Source organism: Rhizobacter sp. P3_C12 (assembly GCF_056402735.1).
Genome location: NZ_JBFUGW010000296.1, coordinates 1 through 7,144, shown reverse-complemented (window position 1 = coordinate 7,144; position 7,144 = coordinate 1). Strand labels below are relative to the sequence as shown.

The window sequence follows — 7,144 nt, the reverse complement described above, 5'->3', positions numbered from 1 at the left end:
GACAACCCTAATGCAGACGTTGGCAGACGACTGGTTGTGGCCGGCAGCGTGAGTTTGCCAGACCGCTCCAAAGCTGCCCTTCAGCATCGTAGGCCACACCGCCAGGGGCGCGGCTCAGAGCAAGTGCCCGAGCGGCGACCGCGCGCATCCTGCATGGCCCTCAACTCGATGGGAGACCATCATGGGCATTGCAGGTAGCGCCGTTCGTCGCGAACCGTGGAACAAGGGCAAACTCGTCGGGCAAAAGGCGCCATTCAAGCTCAAGGACATCTGGGCCCTGCGCGTCCGGTTGCAGATGGAAGGCCGGGTTCGTGAGTTGGCACTCTTCAACCTCGGCATCGACAGCAAGCTGCGCGGCTGTGATCTGGTCGGCCTGAAGGTCCGCGATGTGTGTCACGGCGATCAGGTGGCCGCGCGTGCCATCGTTGTCCAGCACAAGACCCAGCGCCCGGTTCAGTTCGAAATCACGCCGGCCGCCCGAGATGCCGTGCAGGCTTGGATCAAGCTCGCTAGGCTGAAGCCGGAGGGCTTTCTGTTTCCAAGCCGCCTCCACGACTCGCTCCATCTGGGTACTCGCCAGTACGCCAGAATCCTTGGGCACTGGGTCGAGGAACTGGGGCTGGATCGCGCCGACTACGGGACGCACTYGATGCGMAGGACGAAGGCGACGCTGATCTACCGGCGCACCAAGAACCTCCGCGCCGTGCAGCTGCTCCTTGGGCACTCCAAGCTCGAGTCGACGGTGAGGTACCTGGGCATCGAAGTCGACGACGCTCTTGAGATCTCCGAACAGACTGAAATCTGAGGCGATCGACGGCGGCTGCGCCGGCAGCTTGCTAGTGCCGCCGCCCGCACCACGCCGTATGCTCTCGATGAGCGTCGGCAGTTCCGGCCAGTTGCGGTCTCTCGCGAGCGACTGCTTTGCGGTAGGCTAACTGTCGTCCAAATCTGCCGCCCTGGAAGGACCGTTTCCCTTGTTTCAAGCTCCGGATGACTATCGGCCGCCAGCGAGCCGGGCCGAACTCGAGGCCCGCTATACCGCAGGGGAAAGATCGTTTCCGGAGACGGAGCTAAGCGACGCCGATCTTTCGGGAATCGTGCTGGACGGTGCAGACTTCGGGAAGCACTCCTGGTTCGCTGACGCGAACTTCACCGGTGCCAGTCTGCGGGGGACGAGCTTCCGTGAATGCAACGTGAAGTGTGCCGACTTCTCCAACGCAGACCTCACGGGCGCGACGTTCGAGCTCGCCGCGATAGAGTCCATCAAGGCAACAGGTGCCCTACGAGAGGGAGTCATAGTCAAGGGCGCGACGTTCTGCGGCTGCGAACTGGGCGATGATGACGAGCTGCCATCCTGGGAGTGGTAGTGAGGTGCCGCGCAAGTTCGCATAGAGCTGAAACCCAAGGGTCTCAGTTCGGCCATGAGCTGACCTTCGGCAACGACCGCTGGCGTCCGGCCTACCGGTCCGCTATGACGGTGTTCACGTACCATCGTTGCGCCACTCGATGTGGAGGCAAGGCGAGGAATACACGGCGTGAACAAAACACAAGACACCGTCGAACTGATGCTCGACTGGCCGCAACCATCCAGTGCGGGGGAGCCACGCGTCAGCATAGGTGCGGGGCCCCTCAGGGTCAGCTATGTGACGGCGGACGACAGGGTGGGGGCGCTGGAATTCGCGGTCTGTCACCGCCTGATCTACGGCCACCCAAACGACGAGGCTATCGCGTCGCACCCCCTGTATGGCTGTGGGCTGCAGTACTACTCAGTTCACCGCATCAAGAAGTCGTCACGGCTGCTCGAACTCGAGCAGGCCAACGCGATTCATCCCAGGCACAACGCCGAGACCTACTTGGTCGACAAGGAACACTTTGTGCTCACCTTCCAGGACGCCACCTTGGAGTGCCTGGTAAGCACTGGCGGGCGCTTCGCGCCGAAGGTCATCACGTTCGCGTCGGCGACAGAGGCGAGAGCTGCAGGCTGGGATGTCGCCTGATCGCCCGCGGACCGTCCCGCCCAAAGGCAGCAGCCGGAGCTGTCGTTCACTGAAGTCAGCTTTCGACCTTCACGGTTGGCCGAAAGTTAAGCGGCAGAACTCGGTCGTCCTCGACACAAGATCCGCTTGTTGCGGTCCAGCGCTACAGTTGCGGCTGCTTCATGTCGCGGTGCGAGAACTGAAATGATCATCAAGAAGAATCAGGTGCCTGCCGAGCGGGCCGAACCCGAGTCCTTTGGTGTCACAGATACCCTTCGACTGTCAGACGCGGGAGGGCTTTCGCAGTATGGAGCGTACGTGCGGACCCTTCATCCGGGGGCTCGGTCGTCCAACAATCACTGGCACGAGAACGAAGATGAGTTCCTCTATGTGCTGTCCGGTGCAGTCACAGTCACGGAAGGTGCTGAGGCGCATGTCCTTCACGCGGGCGACGCGGCATGCTGGCCTGCTGGTGTTCCCAATGCTCACCACGTGTCCAATCAGTCGGATGAACCTTGTTCTTACGTGATCGTTGGCACTCGCGTGAATCAGGACGTTTGCCACTACCCAGATACTGGACGAACGCTTCACACGGAAGGCAAGGCTTGGCGCCTTCTCGAAGCCGATGGGAAACTATTCAAATCCGGCACTTTCTAGGGCGGAGCCATTGCCGCGTAGCCTTCGCTCAAGCTTTGAGGGCGCCTGAACGGCATGATCAAGGTTCGCTACTTCAAACCTCAGGCAGATGCCAAATGACTGGATCTGACTCACGCACACACGTCGAGCTCAGCAAGCAMTCCGCGGTGCGCGAGGATCTGTACCCAGACCTTGAGGGGCACGGTCTTCCCGCACTGCTACAGCGCGGACTGGAGCGCATTGGTTCGGCACTGACTGTGGACCGACGGGATGACCTTCCCCAAGGTTTTCCCGCGTTCGCTCRTGTGCACGCGCCAGGGCGTTTGTCCCAAGTCTATTTAGCAGCTGGCGAGCGCTTGTTTCTTGTCGATTTTTGGRCCAAGGGCGTTCAGCTTGCGAGGGGGCAGACTCCCAACGTCGAACTCGCCGCCTCAGCTATAGATTTCTGGATAGCCGGTCTATCRAACTCAATGGCCTTGGCGGCATCCTTCCCCTTCGTTTCAGTCGCCGAGGGTGCCGAAGCTTTTGAAAGYGGCAAGGCTACGCAGCGGGCTTGGGATACGTATCTSCAGCGGGYCCCGACGGATTTCCCTGAACTCKCAGTATTCATACGTCTCGCGTACGAGACCCCACAACTGAGRCAGCTATTCCCTTTCACGAGCTTGTCGCGCTTGTGCTTCAGCAGGTGCACGGGCTAYCCATACACCGAGGACTGCCCAGTGGTCGGGTGCACGCCCGAAGGCAAGCACACCGTGTCGATTCCAGGACGCAGTCTCCCTGCATCGGGTCTCACAGCRGACGAGGCTCTCGAWTTGGTCCTGCGCAGCTTGCCTGAGAGCGTAGGTCCCGCCGTGGATGGCACGGCTGAAGATTTGTCTCGCTGAGCATGTAGCCCAACACTTCAATCAAGCGGTCTTCCCTGCTGAGGCCCCTCACGTCAACCGTTGAGCGGCAGTTCGTTGGATGTCGAGACCAGAAGGGTCGTTTGGAGGCAAGCTGCAGTTGAGCCCGAACGTCTTCAGCCGGCCARGAGCAGTCGGTCGGCAGTGTCGGCTTTAGAGTAGTCCCATCGTATGCATAGCTTCAACATCTTCGCCGACTATTTCCAGTTCTACCTGCAAGACGAAGCAGCYGACGGCAACCTTTYGGACRCTTGGCCTGATGAAGCGGTTGCGCGACTGCTTGCGGTTRYACCCGGCACCGTCGGCGTCGGCACGGTCAGGAACATGGAAGTTCCTGYCACATTGGAGATCCTGAMATCATCGCCTCCAACGAACGCGACGGCCTACGATCACGTCGTTGAATGCCMGCTGTTCGTAGCCGGTGAGAACTTGGTCATTGCCGGTTGCACCGACTATTTTCCAGGTGCGGCCCGCATTCCTGTGACCCCTGGGACTTATCGCGTGCGTGTTTGCTTCTCCGGCCTCGATTCGTTGTCTGAGGATGGCCTCGACGGCGATGATCGGTACCATCTTCAGATCTGGCCCGCCCCGTTGGAAGACGTTTCGGTCGTCAAGCAACGTGCGCCGTAGCCCGCGGTCGCGTACATGCCATGGCCGAATCCGGCCACTTCCGGACGTTCGCGGTCGACTGCTTTCGGGGCGCTCAGGCGTGGTTTGCTAACGTCCGCCCCTATGCACATCCTTTTGCGAGTCGGCGAAGACTCCAGTGGCAAGCCGGCCTTTGAGCCTGTTCATGCGGCGTCTTCTGGTGGGAGTAGGTACAGGATCGAATTCACGCCCGGTCTCGCTTATGGCATCGCTGCCGGTGATGAAATCGAACTCAGTCCCGAGGGGTTGTACACCGTCACCGACCGTGCAGGAAACATCGCTGTCCGTGTTTTCTCTGCGTCAGCATTCGCTGGCGTGCAGCTAGGCCTCACTGCAGAAGTCGAAAATCTGGGCGGCCGCCTTGACGGCAGCATCGACAGGGGGTTGGCTTTCACGATTCCACTTCGCGCCGGGTTCGCTCCCATCGAGAACGTCTTCAAACGCTTCGTCGCATCCCATCCGGGCTGCGAGTGGGAGTATGGAAACGTCCATGCCGAAGACGGCACGGCGCTGGGGTGGTGGGAGCGTGGCACCTGAAGGTCACTCTTCGGCGGCGGATTCAAGCGGTCGATCGCGACTGACTGCTTTGCGGTAGGCTATCCGGCCAGTCCATCGCTGGTCAGAGGACCTGTCGTGTGATGGCGTCATCTGCATGAGTCAAAGATGCCGGCGAAGAATCTACAAAATAGGGGGGCCAATGGGGTGGGCAGCAAACTACATCGCGCGGTTGAAGGCTGGAGAAGTTGTTTCATTTCGGCCGCGCGGCAACTCTATGGTGGGGAAGGTGGAGTCGGGTCAGCTTTGTACGGTCGCGCCGATCGCCGATCACTCAACGCTCAAGGTCGGCGCCATTGTCTTGTGCAAGGTTGGCGGCGCCGAGTACCTACACCTCGTCAAGGCAATTCAAGGCGAACGCTTCCAGATCGGCAACAACAGAGGTCGGATCAACGGCTGGGTAGACGCCAGTGGGATCTACGGAGAGTGCATCAAGGTCGAATCATGAGGGCGCTGCGCTCGTCGGCAATCATCTGCCGGTCGCAAAGGACTGCTTCCGGCCGCAACGACAATGGCGGCTGCGCCTGGTTGGCGGTTCTGGATGAGCATCAATGAGCGCGAAGTATCACTTCAGCTACCAGCCTGATTGGCGCTCAGCGCCCGTCGCGTTTTGGGTCCATCGACCGGTGGACGGTTCAGCCTCGTTGTTCGATCTGCCAGCGCCATCGTCCGTCCCTCACAAGGGCTTTGTCTTCTTGCACGTGGAATTCGATGGCGCCGAACTTCGCTTCAGCGCTCCTGCGCAACTGGATCACTTCATCGATGTGCTGTCGAAGCAACCGCTGCCAACATCGCGCAACCTGGCATCACAGAGCGGCCTCCCTGTCGGCCCGAACGGCCATTGGCTCAGTCGCCTACCTGCGTCCCTCAAGTCACCGCGAAAGCGTATGCGGCTCGTCGAGGCCCTGAAGGCGATCAGGACGAGCACCATTGCGACTGGTGACGGTGCTTCGTTCCCGAGCATCGCAGCTGGTTGAGCCTAGATCCGATATCGGCCAGCAACTGACTTTTGGAAGCGTCCGCTCCTGGGCGACACCGTGAGAGGCTACGATGCCTCAGTCAGCGTTTCGGAACGGTCAACGTACAGCCTCAGCCGTCCTCGCAAGGGATGCAGGCGTCGACACCTGGGGCTGACAACAAGCACAGTCTCCACGCTAACCTGGCGTCGAACTCGGCCGGCAGAGGGTCACAGATGGTCATGGAATCGCTAACGTCCGCGCTGCATGCGTGGAGGACCGAGGGAATCCACATTCAGCCCGGGTATCCGTCCAACGAGGTAGTTGCCTTGCTCGCGAGGGCGGGCCGATGGGCGTCAACCGATGTGATCGAGCTGTTCGCGGCTTGCAATGGAATGACTCGAGGTCAATCCGATCGCGACTTCTTCTCGTTGTGGCCTATCGAACAGTGTGCTCAGGAGTGCGCAGGTTTCGAACGAGAGTGCATTCCGTTTGCCGACTTTCTGATCTCATCCCACGAATACTTTCTCAGAAGAGAGTCTGTTGATCGATCGTCCGTCTGGATTAGCTCCGGCACACAGGTGGCCTCCAGCCTCGAGGAGTTCTTCCACCTCCTCGTTGTCGATCGGCGAAGCCTGAACATCGTACTGAGGTAGCCTCTGCGTCTCGATTCGGCCAGGAGCTGCCGGTCGCGACTGACTGCTTTCGGGTAGCCTTGGATACATGCCTATCCAGTCACTGGTTGTTCATCTCGAATCGCCGTACCGCGAGTACGAGTCGGGGCAGGCGCCTGCCAGAGACGTGGTGCTCGTGGGGCTCAGATGGGACACTCCCTCGTGGCCTGAACTGGCGGTGGCCTGGTTAGAGCAGGGCATGCCGGTGGACGCGGAAATCGCCGAGTGTCTTGAGGAAATCGAGTGTCGAACGAAGTGGCCACAACGCCTTCGGCACCGAGCGCGCGCTTTGCGCCGTGCATGGCTTGACCGAACTTGAATCGTTCGCGATGGCGACAATCGGCCAGGAACTGCCTCTCGTCAGCGGCGGCTTTCGGGTAGGCTAGGCCATGCTCAGCAATGGCTCCTCGATCCAGCTACCGTTTACCGTCGAGTCGGTAGCCACGGTGCTTGCGTGGGGCGCAGCGCCAGACACGGCGCCACATTCGCACAAGCAAATTGCAGAGTGGTGTGACAGCTTCTGGTGCCGATACCTGGACGTCGACGCGCCCAAAGAGATTGAGCGGCTGTTGCCGATCCTCACCGACGTGGAAACGCAGTGGGATCTCTATCTCGCGAACACCTATTCATTGGGCGAGCTTCGGACTCGTTCCTTCGAGAGCGAACGAATGCCGACCGCCTGGTTTGAGGAATGGCTCAAGGCAGCTTCACTGTGACGATGACGGCTTGCGAAAGGCGAAGCTACGGCGCTTGGCGGCCAGCAGCTGCCTGTCGCGAACGGCAGCTTTAGGGTAGCC

Annotated in this window: 10 protein-coding genes; all 10 read left to right on the top strand. The window is 60.4% G+C overall.

The window, feature by feature from the left end:
• Nucleotides 1-181 precede the first annotated feature (181 nt).
• Nucleotides 182-805, top strand: a complete 624-nt coding sequence (locus tag AC1DXV_RS28960) for a tyrosine-type recombinase/integrase (RefSeq protein ID WP_477936863.1) — start codon at nt 182-184, stop codon at nt 803-805.
• Between the two features lie 169 nt (nt 806-974).
• Complete coding sequence (locus AC1DXV_RS28955) at nt 975-1,367, top strand: pentapeptide repeat-containing protein (RefSeq protein ID WP_477872580.1); 393 nt, start codon at nt 975-977, stop codon at nt 1,365-1,367.
• 168 nt (nt 1,368-1,535) lie between these two features.
• Nucleotides 1,536-1,997: a hypothetical protein gene (locus tag AC1DXV_RS28950; RefSeq protein WP_477936861.1), complete on the top strand. Its 462-nt coding sequence runs from the start codon at nt 1,536-1,538 to the stop codon at nt 1,995-1,997.
• Between the two features lie 183 nt (nt 1,998-2,180).
• Nucleotides 2,181-2,633, top strand: coding sequence for a cupin domain-containing protein (locus tag AC1DXV_RS28945; protein ID WP_477872584.1), 453 nt, complete (start codon nt 2,181-2,183; stop codon nt 2,631-2,633).
• A 95-nt stretch (nt 2,634-2,728) separates the two neighbouring features.
• Nucleotides 2,729-3,496, top strand: coding sequence for a DUF6193 family natural product biosynthesis protein (locus AC1DXV_RS28940; RefSeq protein WP_477936859.1), 768 nt, complete (start codon nt 2,729-2,731; stop codon nt 3,494-3,496).
• 189 nt (nt 3,497-3,685) lie between these two features.
• Entirely contained in the window at nt 3,686-4,144 is a 459-nt protein-coding gene (locus AC1DXV_RS28935) for a hypothetical protein (protein ID WP_477936857.1), read from the top strand.
• A gap of 102 nt (nt 4,145-4,246) precedes the next feature.
• A complete protein-coding gene (locus AC1DXV_RS28930) occupies nt 4,247-4,699 on the top strand; it encodes a DUF4265 domain-containing protein (RefSeq protein WP_477868293.1) in 453 nt (150 codons plus the stop codon).
• Between the two features lie 190 nt (nt 4,700-4,889).
• Nucleotides 4,890-5,165 (top strand): hypothetical protein, encoded by a 276-nt coding sequence (locus AC1DXV_RS28925; protein WP_477868291.1) that lies wholly within the window; start codon nt 4,890-4,892, stop codon nt 5,163-5,165.
• 103 nt (nt 5,166-5,268) lie between these two features.
• Nucleotides 5,269-5,694: a hypothetical protein gene (locus AC1DXV_RS28920; protein ID WP_477868289.1), complete on the top strand. Its 426-nt coding sequence runs from the start codon at nt 5,269-5,271 to the stop codon at nt 5,692-5,694.
• Between the two features lie 1,042 nt (nt 5,695-6,736).
• Nucleotides 6,737-7,063, top strand: a complete 327-nt coding sequence (locus AC1DXV_RS28915; RefSeq protein ID WP_477868287.1) for a hypothetical protein — start codon at nt 6,737-6,739, stop codon at nt 7,061-7,063.
• The last annotated feature ends 81 nt before the right edge of the window (nt 7,064-7,144 follow it).

Bases quoted from the DNA above. Each gene is read 5' to 3' on its own strand.
- AC1DXV_RS28930 (WP_477868293.1), top strand. From the start codon at position 4,247: ATGCACATCCTTTTGCGAGTCGGCGAAGACTCCAGTGGCAAGCCGGCC.
- AC1DXV_RS28915 (WP_477868287.1), top strand. From the start codon at position 6,737: ATGCTCAGCAATGGCTCCTCGATCCAGCTACCGTTTACCGTCGAGTCG.
- AC1DXV_RS28945 (WP_477872584.1), top strand. From the start codon at position 2,181: ATGATCATCAAGAAGAATCAGGTGCCTGCCGAGCGGGCCGAACCCGAG.
- AC1DXV_RS28920 (WP_477868289.1), top strand. From the start codon at position 5,269: ATGAGCGCGAAGTATCACTTCAGCTACCAGCCTGATTGGCGCTCAGCG.